The sequence below is a fragment of the Streptomyces sp. NPDC022910 genome, from assembly GCF_055561075.1.
In genome coordinates, this window is the sequence record NZ_JBVHHL010000081.1 from 1 (window position 1) to 17,054 (window position 17,054).

Sequence of the window (17,054 nt, forward strand, 5' to 3'; positions counted from 1 at the left end):
TCCGGGCGCACACTGCCTCGAACTCCGTATCCAGGGCCTGGAGGTCCTCCGCCGCCAACTCGTCCTCGACCAGATCTTGCGCACTCACGGAAGACAATCTTGCCGCAACCACCCACAGAGATCTATCCCTGTAGTACTAGGCACGTACGCAGCTTCAGGCCACAGACGGTGGCGGCGCCCGTCCTTGCGCCCGCCACCACTTCCAGGTCGGCAACGGCACCCCAGGACGAACTCGGAGGCATCCTCCACGTGCACGGCGCGGCCAACATCAGACGACAGACGACCACCCACGAGAAACAGGGCACCGCCCCACCAGCGCTCTCCGCAGCGGCACTTCGCCGGGTGATCCTCCTCCTCGCAGTGGCCACCGGGCTGGCGGTCGCGAACATCTACTACGCGCAGCCTCTGCTGACCCCGATCGCCTCGACCTTCGGGGTCGGCCAGGGCGCAGCCTCGCTGGTGGTGACCCTCACCCAGCTCGGCTACGCCCTCGGCATCGTCGCCCTGATGCCGCTCGGGGACCTGCTGGAGAACCGGGCGCTGGCCTCCCGCACTCTGCTCGTGACCGGCGCCGCCCTGCTCGCGGCCGGCCTCGCCCCGTCCTTCGGACTGTTCCTGGGCATGTCGGTGCTGGTCGGGATGACCTCGGTGGTCGCGCAGATCCTCATCCCCTACGCTGCGCACCTCGCGCCGGAGCAGGAGCGTGGCCGGTACCTCGGCACCGTGATGAGCGGGCTGCTCCTCGGCATCATGCTCGCCCGTACCCTCTCGAGCCTTGTCGCGGCCGCCTGGGGCTGGCGGACCATCTTCCTGGTCTCCGCCGTGCTCATGGTCGCCCTCTCCGCCCTCCTGATGCGGGTCCTGCCCGAACGGCGCCCGGCGCACGACACCGGATATCGCGGGCTGATGGTGTCCGTCGTCCGGCTGTGGCGCGAGGAACCAGTGCTGAGGCGAGCCGCCGTCTGCCAGGCCCTGATGTTCGGCGCCTTCAGCAGCTTCTGGACCGCAGTGCCCTTCGTCCTCGTCCATCGGCACGGGTTCAGTCAGCTCGGCGTCGCCGTCTTCGCCCTGGTGGGCGCGGGAGGCGCGGCCGCCGCTCCGCTCGCGGGCTGGATCGGGGACCGCGGCCACGGCGCGACGGGGAGGCGCATCGCGCTGCTGCTCGCCTCCGGCACCATGGTTCTCGCCGACCTGGGACAGGACAGCGTGGTACTCCTCGCCCTCGCGGGAATCCTGCTGGACGTCGCCGCGCAGACCCACCAGGTGCTCAGTCAACGGGAGATCTACAGCCTGCGGGCCGATGCCCGGGCGCGGATCAACACGGTCTTCATGACGACGGTCTTCCTCGGCGGCGCACTCGCCTCCGGCGCGGCCGGGGCGCTGAACGCCGCACACGGCTGGAGCGGCGTGACCTGTCTCGCGGCCGTGCTGCCGCTGGTCGCCCTGGCTTTCTGGGGCGTGATGGGCGTGACCTCGTTGCGTCGCGCGGCCCGTGCAAGGTAGTGGCACTGGTCTCGCGGCGGCTGCACATCATGCCGGACCCCGGAGATGACTCCGGCGCGCTTCTCCACCGTTCCACGCGTACGGGTGCTCCGGGCGGCCCGCGGCGCCGGAGTGCGGCTCGCTGCGGACCGTGCCATCCGCGGCCAAGTGCCCCTGATTCCACCGGCCTGGCTGGTGGACACCGCCATGCGCACGGCAACCGCTTCCCTGCGCGACTGAGACACCGCTGACACAGCTGACACCTCTAGGGAGATCATGCGCTACGTAAAGCTCGGTTCGACCGGTCTTGACGTCTCGCCGCTCGTGCTCGGATGCATGAGCCACGGCACGCCCCAACGCGGTAACCACGCATGGACCCTGGACGAGGAGGCGTCCCGCCCCTTCATCCGGCGGGCCGTCGAGGCGGGAATCAACTTCTTCGACACCGCGAACGGGATCCGGGAGGGCGTGATCGGCTTCGACGCACAGGGCCGGATCACCGTCATCAACGACGAGGCGCGACGGCTGCTCGGCCTGGCCGACGATGTCGAAGGACGGCTCACGGCCGAACTGGGGCTGGAGCCGGCCGTGGCACGGAAGCTGGCTCCTGGGCACGTGTTCACCGACGAGGTACTCACCGTCGGCGATCTTCTGCTGGTGGTCAACAGCCTGCCGACGGACTCGGCCGGTGGCCCTCCGGGCGGCGTGACCACCCTGCGGGACTCCACCGGAACTGCGGCTGCTGTCCGAGAAAGCGGAGGCGGCCCGCCGACGCCTGAAGCGGCTCTACGACGCCGGTGGCTCCGTCGGCACCACGCTCGACCCGTCCCGGACCGCGGACGAGCTGGCCCGGGTCGTGGTGCCGCGCTTCGCCGACTTCACCGTGGTCGATCTGGTGGACGGTGTCCTGCAGGGCGAGGAGCCGGTGGCCGGCCCGGGGTGGTGCGGTCGGGCCGGGTGGCGGTGCACGGCATCAGCGACGACCATCCCTTCGGGCCGACCGGAGAGATCCACGAGTTCGTGCCGGGCGCGTCTCAGGCCTGGGCGTCCGGCCGGCCCCGGGCGGTGCTCGAGCCGGATCCGTCTGCCCCGGACGCCTGCCGTGCCCAGGATCCGGCGCAGGCGAGCTGGCGATCCCGCAGTCGCTCGCGGATGCGGGCGAGCCGTCCTATGCGGCATCTTTGACCGGCGGCATCCGGGGGTAGGCGCCGACCCCCCACTTCGGTGGCCGGGCGGAGCAACTTTTCGTACGGGCGAGAAGTATGCCGAACAGCGGTCCGCTCATCACCGTCTGTCTTCCCCACCGGTACCGACATCGCCAGGAAGGCGATAACTCCGGCGAGGGTCCCAGGGCGGGGTCTCGGCCGGAGCCGCTGTCACTCGGCCAGACCCCGCATCGCGGCACGCACGATCTCGTCCGCCGAGGCCTCGTCCAGCGGGGCATGCCCGGCGACCAGCCGGTACATCGCCGGCCCGAACAGCAGGTCGATGGCGACCTCAGGATTGACGTCCGCTCGCAGTTCCCCGCGCTCCACGCCCCGGTCCCAGATGGCCCGCACCACTTCCCGCCGGGATCCGACCAGGCGATCCCGCAGTTCCGCAGCGACCGCGGGATCGCTCTGCGCCTCCGCCACCAGCTGGGCGAAGATCCGACCGCTCGGGCCGGCGTAGAACCGGACCATGCCGCGCACCGCGATCCGGAAGTCCTCCTGGGCGGAGCCGGTGTCCGGGTCGGAGGACTCCGCGTACATCTGCGAAAGGAAGGCCTCGACGGCGACGGCGTATTTGTTGGGCCACCACTTGTAGATCGTCGCTTTGCTCACTCCGCTCCGTGCGGCGATCCGGTCGGTCGTCATCGCCCTCAGGCCACCGTCCAGCAGCAGCTCGGTGCACGCCGAGAGCACGGCACGGCGTGCCTCCTCGCTGCGCGGCCGACCGGCGCGCCGTGCCTGCACCGGCGCGACCCCGTTCCCCCGTGATGCAGTGATCGAATGGTCCATCCCTCCATCCAACACCCCGGCGGGGCCAAGCGACGAAGACTGCACAGACGGCCGACGGGGTCCGGCCGCGCCCCGCAACCCCATCCCGTGCCTGCGCAGGGTCCCACCGTGCGCCGAACCGGCGCCGTGGCGTCAACGCGGGGGGCTCCATGGTGGTGCTCGACAAGTCGCCGAAGGCCCAGATGACTTCGTGCGGCGCCGGCCTCGGTTGCCCGGTCGGCCCCGACTACTACAACCTGCCGGTCCACTGGGAGGTCCATCTGACCTGGAGCGGTACCTATGTCCACGACGCGTCATGGGACGCGGCCGGCATCGGTAAGGTGAACCACTCACACTGCTGCGTCCATCTGAACGCAGCCGACGCACGCTGGTTCTACGCCTCGTGGAGCCGGGCGATCTCGTTCAGATCCTCAACCCGGCCAAGCCGCCTGCGCCCGGCAACGGTGACGGCGACTGGAACGTGCCCTGGGCCCGATGGAGCGTGCCCAACGCCACTCGATAGAGGGCGCGCACCCGGAAGCGGTGCACCGGCCGGCCACCACGAACGGGTCTCGTGACCGTCGGCCGGTGCGTCATGCGTCGCTCGCGGTGGCGGACGCGTTCAGAAGGAGGCCTTCGGCGCTCCCGGTCCCGGGTCGATCCTCACCGGTCCGTCGCTGCTGGGGGCGACGGGGAAGTCGAAGATGGCCGTGGGGAGGTAGACCGTCGCGCAGGCGTTGGGAATGTCGACGACGCCGGAGAGCCGTCCCTCGATCGGGGCCGCGCCCAGCAGGAGGTAAGCCTGCTCCGGGCTGTAGCCGAACTTCGTCAGGTAGTCGATCGCGTGAAGGCACGCCCGCTGGTAGGCGAGGTGCGAGTCGAGGTACCTCTGTTCTCCGTCGAGGGTGACGGAGGTTCCGGAGAACGCGATCCACTGGGAGTACTGCGGCTCGGTGTTGCCGGGCAGGAAGATGGCGTTCTCCGTGACGCCATAGGTCTCCATGCCGCCGCGGATGATGTCGACGCGCAGGTCGATGTAACCGCCCATCTCGATGGCCCCGCAGAAAGTGATCTCACCGTCCCCCTGGGAGAAGTGCAGGTCGCCGACGGACAGGTTCGCTCCGTCGACGAACACGGGGTAGAAGACCCGGGTGCCCTTCGACAGGTTCTTGATGTCCTGGTTGCCGCCGTTCTCCCGGGGCGGAGCCGTGCGGGCGGCCTCGCCGGCGATACGGTCGAACTCGCCCGTGGGAACGCCGCCGAGGACGGCGGAGTCGGGCTGCGGCGGCAGCGCGAGCGGGGGAACACGGTCCGGGTCGGTCGCGATGAGTGCCGCCTCGCGGGTGTTCCACGAGGTCAGCAGCGACTTGCTGGGAGCGGTTCCCATGAGTCCGGGGTGGACGATCCCGGTGAAGGAGACGTGGGGGATGTGCCGGGACGTGGCCACACCCCCGGAGAAGTCCCAGACGGCCTTGTACGCGTCGGGGAACTGGTCGGTGAGGAAGCTGCCGCCGTTGTCCTTGGCGAAGATTCCGGTGTAGCCCCAGCCCTGTCCGGCCAGTGGGCCGGTCTCCTGCGGGATCGGGCCGATGTCGAGGATGTCGACGACGAGGAGGTCGCCCGGCTTGGCACCCTCGACGCCGATCGGCCCCGACAGAACGTGCACGCCGTCGAGGGGGGCGCCCAGGATGTCCTCGGCCGAGTCGTCGTTCTTGATCGCGCCGTCGAACCACTCTCGACAGTCCACCCGGAAGGACTCACCGGGCTTGACCATGACGGCGGCCGGGATCTCGGGGTGCCACCTGTTGTGCCCCAGCACTTTCTGTTCGGTGAACGGCTTGGTCGAGTCCAGCGGGAAGATGACATCTGGCATGTCGGCTCCTTGGTGCGGAACGTGCAGTGGGTGTCGTCCGCGTCACCGACCGGCTGGGTGCCGGGCGACGACGCCGACGCGGTCAGGGACGGGGAAGTCTGGCGTGCAGGGGGTTGCGGGTGACGGGCCTCGGTGAGGTCCGGCGGCCCGGCACTGACGTCACGACGGCGGGCTCGCTCGCGGTGCGCCCGGTCGCGTCGAGGAGCTTCATCGCGGTCGACGATCCGGCGCCGAGGTGGGGGGCGGAGTAGATCCGCCGTGCGGCGCCGCCGCACGCCCGGCAGTCCAGCTGCGCGGGAACCGAGGCCATCGGGAGTACGGCGTCGAAGTCACCGCAGGCGGCACAACGGAACGCGTAAGTGGGCACGGTCGTATCTCCTTGAGCTGGTGTTTCTGGGCAGGCCGCCCACCGCCGGCCGAGGGCTGGGCGTCGTACGGGATCACCGGCCGGGGCGGACCGGCGATCCGTGAGCCCCGGCCGAACGGTCGGGACCGGGGCCGGGATCAGACCGGCTTGCGGACTTCGGGGATCCCGACCAGCACCGGCCCGGGTGCCGTTCCGGACTTCTTGCACTCGTCGTGGCACTGGCTCTCCAGGCTGCAGCACAGGCTGCATACCAGGGACTGGGTGTACGGGCAGTCGGCCATGTCGGGACGCTCGTAGGCGGTTCCGCAGGTGCCGCAGGCCAGCTCCTCCGCCATGTCGACCTCGCCGGCCTCGGGGCCGGCGACCAGGTTGGGCCGGGCGATGTAGTACTTGCCCTTGGTGGCCCAGGCCAGCAGCGGGGAGATGGTCATGGCGAGCACCAGGGCGATCAGCGGGCTGAACGCATAGGTCCAGCCGTCGCCGAAGGCCTTGAAGAACGCCAGGACGGAGATGAGCGAGGCGATCGCCATGGACCCGAAACCGACCGGGTTGATGTTGTACAGGTACGCGCGCTTGAACTCGATGTACTTCGGGCTCCAGCCGAGCGGCTTGTTGATCAGCAGGTCGGCGCAGACGGCTCCCACCCAGGCGATGCCGACGTTGGAGTAGAAGCCGAGGATCGTGTTGAGGAAGCTGAACATGTTCAGCTCCATCAGCAGCAGGGCGATGCCGACGTTGAGCGCGACGTAGTAGACCCGGCCCGGGTGGCGGTGGGTGATCCGGGAGAAGAAGTTCGACCAGGACAGCGAACCCGAGTAGGCGTTGGTCGTGTTGATCTTGATCTGGCTCATGACGACGAAGACCGTGGCCACCGCGACGGTGGCGCCGCCGAACCAGGGCTTGATCGCTTCGGCGTACTGATGGATGGGCTCCACCGCGTCCGCCACGGTGCCGCCGAGCTTGAGGAGGGCGACGGCCAGGAGGGCACCGCCGAGCTGCTTGGCGGCTCCGAGGATCACCCAGCCGGGGCCGGCGACGGTGGTGGCCGTGTTCCACGACCTGCTGTTCTCCTTGGTCTTCTTGGGCATGAACCGCAGGTAGTCGGCCTGCTCACCGATCTGCGCGATCAGGCTGAGCGCCACGCCCATACCGAGTCCGAAGGCGTGCCAGGAGAAGGAACCGTGCGCACCGTCGGTACCGGGGAAGGAGGCCAACTGGCCGAAGGCGTGCGGGTTGTGCACTGCCACCGCGACGAACGGCAGGGCGAGCAGGCAGAGCCACAACGGCTGGGTCCACACGTGCAGTTTCGCCAGGGCCTTCATGCCGTAGACGACGATCGGCACGATCAGCAGCGAGGCGATCAGGTAGCCCACGGGCAGCGGCAGACCGAAGGCGTACAGGAAGCCCTGGGCCATGATCGAGCCTTCGAGGGCGAAGAAGATGAAGGTGAAGGAGGCGTAGATGAGCGACGTCAGGGTGGAGCCGAAGTAGCCGAAGCCCGTGCCGCGGGTCAGCAGGTCCATGTCGACGCCGTACTTCGCGCAGGCCCGTGCGATGGGCACGCCGGTGACGAAGATGATGACGGCCGCCGCCAGGATCGCGGTCATGCCGGAGGCGGCGCCGTTGGTCAGGACGATGGAGGCGCCGATGGCGAAGTCGGCGAGGTAGGCGATGCCTCCGATGGCCGTGGTCGCGACCACATACGGCGTCCACGTACGGAAGGACAGCGGTGCGTAGCGCAGCGAGTAGTCCTCCAGGGACTCACTGGCGGCCGCTTTGGCGTAGGTGCGGTTCGGCGCGGCGGCAACGCCGGCAGGTGCTTCGGCGGAGTTGCCGACTGCGGTCTCGCCGGTTTGTGCGCTCTCGGGGACAGGAGACATCGGGTCGTTCTCCCTCGTGGACGGATCGGGCAGTGGGATGCCGACTGCGGGTGCCGCCGACGCGCCGTCGCACCGGAGGAGAGGGCCAACACTTCCAATTAAAACTATTTCTTCAGGAAGTATGCACCGATGAGTGGCCTTGGGCCGCGGTGAACGACCCCGCGAGCGGCCCCATGACGGCAAGGACAACCGTCATACCGGTCAGGGTCATTACGGCGACAAAACCGTTAACGGCTTGTAAATCGAAGCCCGCCGACCGCTCAGCGAAGTCGCCGGTGTGCGCGTTCCAGCAGAGAGCGGAGTTCCTCCACGTCGCCGTCCAGTGGCGCGAACAGCGCGGACTCTTCCCGCGCCATCCTCTGCTGCAGGGAGTGGTACACCACCCGGCCACGCTGAGTGAGCAGCGCCAGCACACGGCGCCGGTCGTCCTCGTCCGCCCTCCGGTGTACAAGATTGGCGGCCACCATGCGATCGACCACCTTCGTCAGCGTCGGGGCCGGCAGGAGAGCGTAATCGGCCAATTCCGTCATTGTGTGTCCGCGACCGTCCGCAAGGAGGCACAGGACCCGCCACTGCTCGATGGAGCTGTCCGCGGACTGGAGCACCGCGGCGAGTCGACCGGAGACCCTGCGCTCGACCGCGGCCAGAAGCCGCGGGAGGTCCTGGATCATCCCGGTGGCCGCTTCGGGCGCAGGATGCGCAGCCTGCTTCGATGCCATACGTCCCACCCCTACCCGTTTCTGCCGGAAATTTTCATGCCGGAAACACTTAGATAGTAGCGTGTCGTGGAGCACGAGCCGGTCTCCTCCCGGTGAACGGTGACGGAGATCGAAGGGAGCAAAAGGTCGCTCATGATTCTGACCGACTCGGTTTCGACCCACGACTTCACGGAGGGCGGTCCGATCCGCCAGGAGACGGTCCTCGGTCGGCACCGCCGGCCGTCCGACCTGCTCCGCATCGCCCTGGTCGTACCGCTGCAGGGTCCGGCCGGGATCTTCGGGCCATCCTGCGAGTCCTGCGCCCAGCTGGCCGCCGAGGAGGTCAACTCGGCCGGCGGAGTGCTCGGCCGACCCATCGAGTTCGTCGTGGTCGACGGCGGGGCGCCGCCGAGTGTGGTGGCCGACGAAGTGGATCTGCTGGTGACGGCAGGTGCGGTGGACGCCGTCACCGGATGGCACATATCCGCTGTCCGGCAGGCCGTGGTCCCACGCATCGCCGACCGGGTGCCGTACGTCTACACACCGCTGTACGAAGGCGGCGAGCGCGCACCCTGTGTCTTCCTCGCGGGCGAGACACCGGGACGCCAACTTCGGCCGGCCCTTTCATGGTTCGCGAAGGAACTGGGCGTGCGCCGCTGGGCGATCGTCGGAGACGACTACGTCTGGCCGCGACGCACCGCGACCACTGCGCGTCGCTACCTGGGACACATGGGCGGGACCGTCTGCGAGGAGATTTTCGTCGCCCTTGGCACGGAGAGATACGAGGACGTGCTCCGACGCCTGACCGCGGCCGCTCCGCAGGGCGTGCTCATGCTTCTGGTGGGGGCGGACGCCGTCGCCTTCAATCGCGCGTTCGCCGGCACCGGCCTGCACGAGACATGCGTGCGCTTCTCCCCGCTGATGGACGAGAACATGGTGCTCGGCAGCGGCGCCGCCGCGACCAAAGGGCTGTTCGCGGCAGCCGGCTTCTTCGAGACGCTGACCACCGCCGACAGCCTCGACTTCAGCGCTCGCTACCACCGCCGGTTCGGGCCGCTCGCCCCCGTACTCAACAGCATGGGCGAATCCTGCTACGAGGGAGTGCGCTTGCTCGTCGAGCTGTTCAGCAGAGCGGGCAGCACCGACCTGCCGCAGGTCCTGAAGTCGTCGGCCGGTCTTGCCTACGAAAGCCCGCGCGGCCCGGTCTGCCTGCGGAACCGGCACCTCGAGCAGCAGGTGTTCCTTGCGGCCGTCGACGGCCTGGAGTTCGACGTGCTGGACCGTTTCTGACGGCACGCCAGCACCCGCGCGGCCGCAGCCTTGACATATATTTCTCGCAGAAATATTTTCTATAGAAAGCAAATAGGGGTCGAGACCCTGTCCGTCCCCGCCTGCGACCACCCGGCGGCAGGCGACCGAATCCGAGGAAGGACTCCCGAATGCGTCACGGAGACATCAGCTCCAGCCCCGACACCGTCGGCGTCGCGGTGGTGAACTACAAGATCCCGCGCCTGCACACCACGGCCGAGGTCATCGAGAACGCCAAGAAGATCGCCGACATGGTCGTCGGCATCAAGCAGGGGCTTCCCGGCATGGACCTCATCGTCTTCCCCGAGTACTCGACGATGGGGATCATGTACGACAAGGACGAGATGTACGCGACCGCGACAACCGTCCCCGGCGCCGAGACCGACATCTTTGCCGAGGCCTGCCGCAAGGCCAAGACCTGGGGCGTCTTCTCGCTCACCGGCGAGCGCCACGAGGACCACCCGAACAAGCCGCCGTACAACACGCTCGTTCTCATCGACGACCAGGGCGAGATCGTGCAGAAGTACCGCAAGGTCCTGCCGTGGAACCCGATCGAGGGCTGGTATCCGGGCGGTCAGACGTACGTCACCGAGGGGCCCAAGGGCCTGATGGTCTCGCTGATCGTGTGCGACGACGGCAACTACCCGGAGATCTGGCGGGACTGCGCCATGAAGGGCGCCGAACTCATCGTGCGCTGCCAGGGTTACATGTACCCGGCCAAGGACCAGCAGGTCCTCATGGCCAAGGCCATGGCATGGGCCAACAACTGCTACGTCGCCGTCGCCAACTGCGCCGGCTTCGACGGCGTCTACACCTACTTCGGCCACTCCGCGATCATCGGCTTCGACGGGCACACGCTCGGCGAGACCGGTGAGGAGGAGTACGGCATCCAGTACGCACAGCTGTCCGTCCCCGAGATCCGCGACGCCCGTAAGAACGACCAGGCGCAGAACCACCTCTTCAAGCTGCTCCACCGGGGCTACACGGGCGTGTGGAACGCCGGCGAGGGCGACAAGGGCGTGGCCGAATGCCCCTTCGACTTCTACAAGACCTGGGTCACCGACGCGAAGAAGGCGCAGGAGCAGGTGGAGGCGATCACCCGCGACACGATCGGCGTCGCCGACTGCCCGGTTTACGACCTGCCCACTGAGAAGGTCATGGAGGCCTAGGACCGGCGAACCGGCAGACCGGCATCGATCGTCGAGGAATAGTGATGCATCTCGAAGCGGACGACCTCAGGGAGCAGTTGAGGGCGCGCGTGATCGGCCAGGACCACGCGGTCGACGCGCTCGTGCGAGCCGTCACGATCGGGCAGTCCCGGCTCCTGGAGCCCGACCGCCCCCTCGCCGGACTTCTCTTCGTCGGCCCGACCGGGGTCGGCAAGACGCAGCTCGTCCGCGCACTCGCGGGACTGGTGCGCTCTGATCCGGAGGACTTCTGCCGCATCGACATGAGCGCGCTCGCCCAGGAGCACTTCGCGGCCTCCCTGGCGGGCGCGCCACCGGGGTACGCGGGGAGCAGGGAGGGGCTCACGGTTCTCGACCGGGCCCTCATCGAGTCGGACGGAGGCCGGCCGGGGATCGCGCTGTTCGACGAGATCGAGAAGGCGCACCCCACGGTCGTGCGCACCCTGCTGCACGTACTCGACAACGGGCGGTTCGCGCTGGCGAACGGGTCCCAGACGATCGATTTCCGCAACTGCATCGTCGTCATGACCTCCAACCTCGGTGCCCGGGAGATCACACGGCAGCGCAGGCACGGCAGCAGGCGCCGGTGGTCCTGGCGTTCCCCTCGGAGGCCCCGCACCGATGAGCTGGCCGGCCTGATCGTCCACCCGTCGGCGCAGGCCGGGCAGGGCGCCGAGGCTGCCATCCTGGCGAACGCGCTGCAGGACTTCTTCGATCCCGAGTTCCTCAACAGGTTCGACGAGATAGTCGCGTTCGGGCACATCTCCGGCGACACGGTCATGGAGATCGCGGAGCGCGAAGTGTTCCTGGTTGTGGACCGCCTCCTCGAACGCTCGGTGCGCGTTCACATCGAGCAGGAGGTCATCGCTCACCTCGCGCGCGTCGGCTACGACGAGGTGTTCGGTGTGCGAGGCCTCAAGCGCGCCGTGCGCCGAGAGCTGCTCGCGCCCCTCGCGCAGGCGCTCGCCGCCCCACGCCCCGGTGCCGAGTCGACGGTGTCCGTCGACGTCCGCATGGACGGCGGCCAGGTCCTGTGCACGGCCGTGCCCGACATGGACCGGCGCACCGACGGCACGCAACACCCTACTGATCGGACGGAAGTCCCCGCCGACCACCGGCCTGTACCACGGCGGCACCAGGGAGGGCCCCAGGCCCTGACCGGCCGCCCGCCACGCGACGTGTGACACCGAGGGCGCGCGGCCCTCGGCAACCATCCGGGACACGGTCGGTCACCCCGCCGTCATCGACCGGCTGATCGTCCCCGTGCCCCGCCGACCTCACCGCGAACACGACATCCCGAAAATCCACCGCACAGCACACATGAGATTCGGAGCGCGCATGAACCAGTCCCTCGATAGACCCGGGCGATGCCCGGGAGATGCGTCTCCCGCCTGGGACGGCGCGGTTTCCTGCGCGCCGCCACCGCGGTGACCACAGCGGGCGGCGCATCGGCACTGCTGTCCTCGACCTGCGCGTCGGCCGCCGAGCCCGTGCGCGATTCCGAGCTCAAGATCGTGATCCTTACTGCAGAGCCCGACAGCGCGGACGAGGCCAAGTTCAGGCGCGCCATTGCTGCCGACGTCGGCAGCACACCCGCGCCTGCCTTCTGACCGCGCAGCCCACACCCGCATCACCGACGTCGTCCAAGCAGTCCTCACCTTGGCGGAGTTGTGCGGAGCTGAGCTGGCGGGACCGGGGTCGAGAGCCGCGGGCTGTTTTGAGCACCTCCGCACGGGCGCCGGGCGTTGATCACCGCGATCTCTATCTGCTGGACGAGGCGTGGGTGAAGAATGCGTCCCGCCGAACGGTGGCCGCCGTGCCCGAAGACCGGGCTTTCGCCTCGATGGCCGCGAGGCACGCCGGCTCACTGCCGTACGGCAGACGAGCGCGCGCGTGGCAGCCACGCGCCGCCGCCAGCCGACGACGCCGGACGCGGGCGCCCCGCGCGGTTCTGCTCGGCATGACAAGCTGTGCTTCTCACTGCCCGAACCCAGGAGGTCACCATGACTGCAGAGACTCCATCGCAAGAAGGTTCGGAGCCGGCTGACGCCGAAAGCCCCGCCCTGGAGCCCGACGATGACGGCCAGTACGACCTGAAGAGCAAGTTCCGGGCGGCCCTGGCGCGCAAACGCGGCATGCAGGCAGACGCCGCGGCCGTCGCTGCGAACACCGATGCGTCGAAGATCCGCGGCACGCACGGCCCGGCTGCGAGCCAGCGGTCGTTCCGACGAAAGAGCGGCGGCTGAGTTCGAACCGCCGGCCGGATGGGGCTCGGCAGAACACGACCCGGCCGCCCTACCGGTGATCGTTACGCAGGGTCCTGCCGGGTCACGGAGGCGACCGTCTCTCCTTCGGTTCCTCCCCGCGTCAGCGGGGAGGAACGCCTTCCGGGCGGCGCAGTCGTGTCCTGACGATGCGCAACGGGCTCGGCATCGGCAGGCCGGTCAAGGCGCATGCGGCGGGCGCATCGAACCGCTCCCCCGTCAGAGTGCGCACGGACCTTCGCGGCCGGGATCACGGTGTCCGAACACGACGACCTGCAGGTCGACACCGACCGCTACGGACGCGCTCGCCCCTGGCTCCGGCCCCGCGGCACGGCGTGGCCGAGGGCGCAGGGGCTGTCCAGCACCGCCCCCGCGCACGTGATCGGCACGCAGGACAGGCACCTCGAAGGCGACTGGGCGGCCCTGCTCCTCGGAGCCGCATCGGCGGCTGCACCATCGACGAAGTCCGTGACGAAGACGCTCACCACTGGTACGCACACGGCCCGTGACCTGCACGGTCGAGATTGCCGACAAGGGCAGACGGAGGCGCAGACGTGGTGAGCGATGGTCGCCCGCGAAGATCTCGGCTTGGTTGCATTCGTCCGCCTGGAGTGGCAGCTCGCTCACCAGGCGCATACTGATGCTGATGACAAAGCCAACCGTAGCCCGGCGCCATCTGCCGTCCAGTCCCTTCAAGCCCCCGGCCACGCCGCCTCCCAAGCAGTTCGAAATAGGCGACCGGGTCACACACGATCAGTACGGCCTCGGCCGGGTGATCGGTATCGAGGATGAGATCGCCGTACTTGTCGACTTCGGTCCGCTACAGGCACGGATCACAAGTCCCTTCGGTAAATTGACCAAGCTCTGAGACGCTCACGCGGGTCGGGGTGCCGCGGATGAACCTCCTGTTCTCGCCGCCTCGGCCTCTCTCCCCTTGTCCACCCAGCGGGTACACGGCCGAGGTCACCGAGGGAACCGTGGCCGTCACCTGCCCCGACAACGACAACCGTGGCGGCGCCACCCCGCCCCGGAGGGCTGGGCGGCCCGCGCCGAACCCACGCATGGCACCCTGCGGGCCGACGAGAGCCACGACCGTGCCGACCCTCCCGACTACGGGAACATCCTCACCGCGGTGCGCCAGTCGTCGACGAGTGGCTGCCGGTGGATGCTCGTGACTTGGGCGCGGAGTCGGTTGAGGGTTCGGGTGCGGTCGGCGACCAGGTCCATGCGGCGCCGCTGAGGGTTTGCGGTCGGTGACGGGGTCACCCTTGCGTAGGAGTGCAGGTCGCGCCGAATGCGGACCTGATCGGCGATGACCGCGGCGTCCTTGGCGTCGTCTTGCCTTCACCGCGGCACCATTTCAGAGGTGCGGTGGATGGCCCGCCGGAGATGAAATGCACCGGCTGGCCGCAGTTGAGCAGGATCGCGATGGCCAGGGCGGCTCCGTCGGCGGCGAGATCGATGCCCACGTCACTTCGTCGCGTCGTGGGGCGGCGAGCGGCCAATCAACGGAAGCCACAAGCGGGCAGAAGTTTGAAAGCCACACCCGACGCCCCTGAGCGGGCCAACCGTACGAAGGGCTGAGAAGCTGTTGCTGTACCGATGTTGGCGTCTGTCGCTCGAACGTGAGTTTCCGGTGAAATCCTCGGCCGGGTGATCTTCGGGAGGGCGGCGCATAAAGGCAGGGCCTCTTGGTAGCTCGGAGGTTGTTGAAGCCACGAGCAGCCCCAGGAGGCCCTGTTGTCGCAGTCTTTCGCGTTGGCGCCCGCGGAGTCCACCTCGCGCGTCTCGTCGTGTGACTGTCTCGCGCACGTGTACGGTAATGCGGCCGATCAGCCCGACCGTGAACGACGGTATCCGTCGGACATGAGGGACGCCGAGTGGGCCGAGGTCCGCGCCGCGCTGCCGGTGCCGGGCTGGCTTGCGGGGCGGGGTGGGCAGCCGGAGGGCTACTGCCACCGGCAGATGATCGACGCTATGCGCTACCTGGTGGACAACGGCATCAAGTGGCGGGCGATGCCGGCGGACTTCCCCGCGTGGGACCGTGTCTATGCCTTCTGCCGCCGCTGGCGTGAGCGGGGCCTGGTCAAGGAGCTACACGACCGGCTGCGGGGGAAGGTCCGCGAGGCCGCTGGCCGGGATGCGGAGCCGACGGCGGGGATCATCGACGCGCAGTCAGTGAAGGCCGCGGCGAGTGTGCCGGCCGCCTCTCGGGGTTTCGACGGCGGCAAGAAGATCAACGGTCGCAAGCGCCATGTCATCTGCGACTCGATCGGCCTGCTGCTGGTCGTGATGGTCACCGCCGCGAACGTGACCGATCGGGACGCCGCCCGCACCCTGCTGGCCCAGGCCCGGCAGCGGTTCTTCCGCCTCACCCTCGTGTGGGCCGACGGCGGCTACACCGGCCCCCTGGTCGAGTACGCCATGAGGGCGTGGAACCTGGTGCTCACTGTGGTCAGACGCACCGACGACACCAGCGGGTTCAAGGTCCTTCCGCGCAGGTGGGTGGTGGAGCGCACGTTCGGCTGGCTGATGCGCTCACGCCGCCTGGCCCGCGACTACGAGACCAGGACCGACACCGCCGAGGCGATGATGCTGTGGTCGATGACGATGGTCATGAGCCGCCGCCTCGCAGGGCGTCGGCGAGCCTGAACCGGCCCGAGGCGTCCTTGACCAGCCAGCCTCGCACCGCCAGCCGGTTCGCCTTCGACCGCAGCCCCTCGACCTTCGCCGCCACCAACTCGACCCCCAGCGCGGACGCGATCTCCTTGCAACTCAACGCACCTTCATCACCAGTGAGTTCACCGTCAGCCATAACATGCACGATGCGCTGGTAGTCCGGGGACAGCGCGGACACCTCCAGCCCTTCGTGCCATACCGGCACCGCCCCGCCGACCGCCACCGCCCCGCCGCCCTCCGGCCGCGGCACGGCATCCTGCGCACCCGAAGGCGCCAGCGCCTCCGCGTCGGCGCCTTCACCGGGCGCGGCGAGCACCTCGCTCATCGTCTCCCGCGTGATAACGAAACGTTCCCACGCCATCTCCGCGTCCCGCAGCTCGGCGAGGATCCGCTCCGCTTCCTCCCGGAGCGTCTCCACCCGCTGCCGGGCACCCAGCTCACGTTCCTCCAACAACCCCATCACCGATGGCATCCGGCCCCTCCACGGTCGAGACGACACGACACGCCATCTCTTCCGCGACGCACTCGGAACCATGCCTGACCTGCAGAAAGTCAGCGATCAGGTTCGGTAAGACAACAGCTTCTGAGGGCCTACACCCCCCGATGGATGGCTGGCGATGAGTTCTTGGGCACCGGAGGGTCTGAACTCCGTACAGGCCGACGAACGGGAGATTCTCATGGGGAAAGTCATCACCTCGGCGTCGATGTCCCTCGACGGGTTCATCGCCGGCCCGGCGGAGACCGGCTTCGAGCACCTGTTTGCCTGGCACCGCAACGGGGACGTCCAGGTGCCATCCGCCGATCCGCGCTGGTCCTACCAGGTCTCACCTGCCAGCGCAGAGCACATTCGTGAGCAACTGCGCCGTTTCGGGGCCCTGGTGGTCGGCCGCCGCCTGTTCGACATCACGCAGGGTTGGGAGGGCAGCCACCCCTTCGGCGTCCCGATCTTCGTCGTCACCCACCGGGCCCCAGGCGACTGGGCGCGCCCAGACGCCCCGTTCACGTTCGTCACGGACGGGCTGCACAGCGCGGTGCGTCAGGCCAAGGAGGCCGCCGCGACGCGTGACATCGGCCTCGCCGCCGGTGACCTGGCCCGCCAAGCTCTGGGTGCCGGCCTGCTGGACGAGATCCACGTCGATCTCGTCCCCGTACTCCTGGGCAGCGGCACACGCCTCGTCGGCGACGTCGCCGGTGCACCGGTCACGCTCGGCACGTCGCGAATCCTGGAGAGCGCCGACGTCGTCCATCTCCAGTACACCGTCAACCACTAGGCATACCCGTATCAGCAAGCCGTTGCGCCGAACCTTCGGTGACACAAGTAGTGCTCATTGGCTGTG

The 17,054-nt window shown here is 68.7% G+C and carries 21 protein-coding genes; 13 read left to right on the top strand and 8 right to left on the bottom strand.

Going from position 1 to position 17,054, the window contains the following annotated elements:
- Nucleotides 1–168 precede the first annotated feature (168 nt).
- Genes ACZ3TS_RS38685 through ACZ3TS_RS38695 form a run of 3 tightly spaced genes read left to right on the top strand, consistent with a single transcriptional unit; the run spans nt 169 to nt 2,667 of the window.
- Nucleotides 169–1,503: an MFS transporter gene (locus ACZ3TS_RS38685; protein ID WP_467626873.1), complete on the top strand. Its 1,335-nt coding sequence runs from the start codon at nt 169–171 to the stop codon at nt 1,501–1,503.
- Between the two features lie 45 nt (nt 1,504–1,548).
- On the top strand, nt 1,549–1,722 hold the full coding sequence (locus ACZ3TS_RS38690) for a hypothetical protein (protein ID WP_467626875.1): 174 nt from the start codon (nt 1,549–1,551) through the stop codon (nt 1,720–1,722).
- Between the two features lie 36 nt (nt 1,723–1,758).
- Complete coding sequence (locus ACZ3TS_RS38695; RefSeq protein ID WP_467626877.1) at nt 1,759–2,667, top strand: hypothetical protein; 909 nt, start codon at nt 1,759–1,761, stop codon at nt 2,665–2,667.
- A gap of 191 nt (nt 2,668–2,858) precedes the next feature.
- Here ACZ3TS_RS38695 and ACZ3TS_RS38700 read toward each other — a convergent pair whose 3' ends face one another.
- Nucleotides 2,859–3,482, bottom strand: coding sequence for a TetR/AcrR family transcriptional regulator (locus tag ACZ3TS_RS38700; RefSeq protein ID WP_467626880.1), 624 nt, complete (start codon nt 3,480–3,482; stop codon nt 2,859–2,861).
- A 149-nt stretch (nt 3,483–3,631) separates the two neighbouring features.
- Between ACZ3TS_RS38700 and ACZ3TS_RS38705 the strand changes: the two genes are divergently transcribed.
- Complete coding sequence (locus tag ACZ3TS_RS38705) at nt 3,632–4,039, top strand: L,D-transpeptidase family protein (protein WP_467626882.1); 408 nt, start codon at nt 3,632–3,634, stop codon at nt 4,037–4,039.
- A gap of 44 nt (nt 4,040–4,083) precedes the next feature.
- Here the strand turns inward: ACZ3TS_RS38705 and fmdA are convergent, their stop codons facing one another.
- The 4 genes from fmdA to ACZ3TS_RS38725 form a co-directional block, all read right to left on the bottom strand.
- The gene (gene fmdA / locus ACZ3TS_RS38710) at nt 4,084–5,334 is read right to left on the bottom strand and encodes a formamidase (RefSeq protein WP_467626885.1); all 1,251 of its coding nucleotides are present in this window, start codon (nt 5,332–5,334) and stop codon (nt 4,084–4,086) included.
- Between the two features lie 82 nt (nt 5,335–5,416).
- Complete coding sequence (locus ACZ3TS_RS38715; RefSeq protein ID WP_467626887.1) at nt 5,417–5,701, bottom strand: FmdB family zinc ribbon protein; 285 nt, start codon at nt 5,699–5,701, stop codon at nt 5,417–5,419.
- 137 nt (nt 5,702–5,838) lie between these two features.
- Nucleotides 5,839–7,581 carry a purine-cytosine permease family protein gene (locus ACZ3TS_RS38720; protein WP_467626889.1) on the bottom strand — a complete coding sequence of 581 codons (1,743 nt, stop codon included), beginning with the start codon at nt 7,579–7,581 and terminating at the stop codon, nt 5,839–5,841.
- 260 nt (nt 7,582–7,841) lie between these two features.
- Complete coding sequence (locus ACZ3TS_RS38725; RefSeq protein ID WP_467626891.1) at nt 7,842–8,300, bottom strand: MarR family winged helix-turn-helix transcriptional regulator; 459 nt, start codon at nt 8,298–8,300, stop codon at nt 7,842–7,844.
- Nucleotides 8,301–8,432: 132 nt separating this feature from the next.
- Between ACZ3TS_RS38725 and ACZ3TS_RS38730 the strand changes: the two genes are divergently transcribed.
- From ACZ3TS_RS38730 to ACZ3TS_RS38760, 7 genes are all read left to right on the top strand, one after another.
- The gene (locus ACZ3TS_RS38730) at nt 8,433–9,569 is read left to right on the top strand and encodes a substrate-binding domain-containing protein (RefSeq protein WP_467626894.1); all 1,137 of its coding nucleotides are present in this window, start codon (nt 8,433–8,435) and stop codon (nt 9,567–9,569) included.
- Nucleotides 9,570–9,718: 149 nt separating this feature from the next.
- Nucleotides 9,719–10,756 (top strand): aliphatic amidase, encoded by a 1,038-nt coding sequence (locus tag ACZ3TS_RS38735; protein ID WP_467626896.1) that lies wholly within the window; start codon nt 9,719–9,721, stop codon nt 10,754–10,756.
- Between the two features lie 44 nt (nt 10,757–10,800).
- Nucleotides 10,801–11,958, top strand: coding sequence for an AAA family ATPase (locus ACZ3TS_RS38740; protein ID WP_467626898.1), 1,158 nt, complete (start codon nt 10,801–10,803; stop codon nt 11,956–11,958).
- A gap of 183 nt (nt 11,959–12,141) precedes the next feature.
- Nucleotides 12,142–12,384, top strand: a complete 243-nt coding sequence (locus tag ACZ3TS_RS38745) for a hypothetical protein (protein WP_467626900.1) — start codon at nt 12,142–12,144, stop codon at nt 12,382–12,384.
- 393 nt (nt 12,385–12,777) lie between these two features.
- Nucleotides 12,778–13,020, top strand: coding sequence for a DUF5302 domain-containing protein (locus ACZ3TS_RS38750; protein WP_467626902.1), 243 nt, complete (start codon nt 12,778–12,780; stop codon nt 13,018–13,020).
- A 273-nt stretch (nt 13,021–13,293) separates the two neighbouring features.
- Entirely contained in the window at nt 13,294–13,599 is a 306-nt protein-coding gene (locus ACZ3TS_RS38755) for a hypothetical protein (RefSeq protein ID WP_467626904.1), read from the top strand.
- 85 nt (nt 13,600–13,684) lie between these two features.
- On the top strand, nt 13,685–13,906 hold the full coding sequence (locus ACZ3TS_RS38760; RefSeq protein ID WP_467626907.1) for a hypothetical protein: 222 nt from the start codon (nt 13,685–13,687) through the stop codon (nt 13,904–13,906).
- A gap of 242 nt (nt 13,907–14,148) precedes the next feature.
- On the opposite strand, the gene ACZ3TS_RS38765 is transcribed toward ACZ3TS_RS38760, so the two are convergent.
- Nucleotides 14,149–14,352, bottom strand: a complete 204-nt coding sequence (locus tag ACZ3TS_RS38765; protein ID WP_467626938.1) for a hypothetical protein — start codon at nt 14,350–14,352, stop codon at nt 14,149–14,151.
- Entirely contained in the window at nt 14,301–14,507 is a 207-nt protein-coding gene (locus ACZ3TS_RS38770) for a hypothetical protein (protein WP_467626909.1), read from the bottom strand. Before ACZ3TS_RS38770 ends, ACZ3TS_RS38765 begins: the two co-directional genes overlap by 52 nt.
- Before the next feature lie 397 nt (nt 14,508–14,904).
- Between ACZ3TS_RS38770 and ACZ3TS_RS38775 the strand changes: the two genes are divergently transcribed.
- On the top strand, nt 14,905–15,690 hold the full coding sequence (locus ACZ3TS_RS38775) for an IS5 family transposase (protein ID WP_467626912.1): 786 nt from the start codon (nt 14,905–14,907) through the stop codon (nt 15,688–15,690).
- On the opposite strand, the gene ACZ3TS_RS38780 is transcribed toward ACZ3TS_RS38775, so the two are convergent.
- Complete coding sequence (locus ACZ3TS_RS38780) at nt 15,653–16,189, bottom strand: hypothetical protein (RefSeq protein WP_467626914.1); 537 nt, start codon at nt 16,187–16,189, stop codon at nt 15,653–15,655. The genes ACZ3TS_RS38775 and ACZ3TS_RS38780 overlap by 38 nt on opposite strands.
- A 145-nt stretch (nt 16,190–16,334) precedes the next feature.
- Here ACZ3TS_RS38780 and ACZ3TS_RS38785 point away from each other — a divergent pair, with 145 nt between their 5' ends.
- Nucleotides 16,335–16,988, top strand: a complete 654-nt coding sequence (locus ACZ3TS_RS38785) for a dihydrofolate reductase family protein (protein WP_467626916.1) — start codon at nt 16,335–16,337, stop codon at nt 16,986–16,988.
- Nucleotides 16,989–17,054: the final 66 nt, after the last annotated feature.